Source organism: Endozoicomonas sp. SESOKO4 (genome assembly GCF_024606275.1).
In genome coordinates, this window is sequence record NZ_JAHHPS010000475.1 from 1 (window position 1) to 1,077 (window position 1,077).

1 protein-coding gene is annotated in these 1,077 nt (G+C 48.9%); it reads right to left on the reverse strand.

Annotation, left to right across the window (positions count from 1 at the left end):
- On the reverse strand, nt 1–1,077 hold a 1,077-nt coding region (locus tag KDK16_RS09040; protein ID WP_257275699.1), incomplete at both ends, for a hypothetical protein.

Below are 1,077 nucleotides of genomic sequence, written 5' to 3' on the forward strand. Positions count from 1 at the left end.
CTGGCTTAGGGGTGGAAAGATAAAGGGCGACCGTTTTTATCTGGCGATTGCATTTGTCGTCATCCTCTTCATCCTCTGAATCGCTATTGCATTCGTCATCTGCTTCATGATCCGGGTTGCTGTGTTCTCCAGTAAGTTCCGCAAGCAGTAACTGTTTCAGTTGTGTTTCCTGATGTTGCAGCACCTCAATAGCGGGTAGCCCTGCTGATGCCCAGAGCCTGGTCATAATTTTCAGTAGCCAATGATTGGTTGCTCCCCGTTGACCTAACCAGCCCAGCACCTTTTTCACGGGCTTATGTTTGGGCAAGCCCTGGAAATGATTCATGGACGAGAAGGCGCGGAACAACTTTATATTGAACTCACCATTCTTGTCTTTCCATTCTGGCCAGCCCAGCACCTCTCTCACTTGATCATGTTTGAGCATGCTTTTGCCATGATTCATAGACGAGAAGGAACGGAACAGCTCCATATTGAACTCGCCATCCTTGTCTTTCCATTCCGGCCAGCCCAGCACCTCTCTAACTTCATCATGTTTGAGAATGCCTTCGCCATTATTCATAGACGAGAAGGAGCGGAACAGCTCCATATTGAACTCGCCATACTTGTCTTTCCATTCCGGCCAGCCCAGAACCTCGCTCACTTCCTCATGTTTGAGCATGCCTTTGCCATTATTCATAGACGAGAGGGAGCGGAACAGCTCCATACTAAACTTGCCATCCTTGTCCTTCCATTCCGGCCAGCCCAGAACCTCGCTCACTTGCTCATGTTTGAGCATGCCTTTGCCATTATTCATAGACGAGAAGGAGCGGAACAGCTCCATATTGAACTCGCCATAGTTGTCTTTCCATTCGAGCCAGCCCAGCACCTCTCTCACTTCCACATGTTTGAGCATGCCTTTGCCCATGTTCATGGATGAGAAGGAGCGGAACAGCTCCATATTGAACTCGCCATCCTTGTCTTTCCATTCTGGCCAGGCGAGTACTTCTTTCACTTCCTTTTGTTTGAGCATGCCTTTGCCACTATTCATGGATGAGAAGGAGCGGAACAGCTCCATACTGAACTCGCCATCCTTGTCTT